1 pseudogene is annotated in these 391 nt (G+C 63.2%); it reads left to right on the forward strand.

The annotated features are described in order from the left end of the window. Positions 1-391: pseudogene (locus EN994_RS35175) on the forward strand (deoxyguanosinetriphosphate triphosphohydrolase); the annotation flags it as partial.

Genomic DNA, 391 nt, shown 5'->3' on the forward strand with positions numbered 1-391 from the left:
GCCATGGTCGAGGACGTGATCGGGTCGACGCCCGCCAATCTCGATCGCATCAGGCCGCCGAGCGCCGATGCAGTGAGGGCAGCTGGCGAGACGATGGTGGTTTTCTCGGCCGAAATGGCTGCCCTGGAGAAGGAACTGAAGGCCTTTCTGTACAAGCACCTCTACCGGCACGCCGAGGTTATGAGGGTGCGCGCGGATGCCGAGCAGATCGTCAAGGATCTGTTCGACGCCTATTTCGCCGATCCGCGCGCCATGCCGGATGGCTGGCGCGAGGGGCTGGATCGGGCCGATGATCGCATCAAGGCGCGCAGCGTCGCCGACTTCCTGGCGGGTATGACCGACACCTACGCGCTCAAGGAACACCGGCGTTTGTTTGACCATACGCCTGAAT

This window comes from Mesorhizobium sp. M7A.F.Ca.CA.002.09.1.1 (assembly GCF_003998555.1).
Taxonomy (GTDB): domain Bacteria; phylum Pseudomonadota; class Alphaproteobacteria; order Rhizobiales; family Rhizobiaceae; genus Mesorhizobium; species Mesorhizobium ciceri.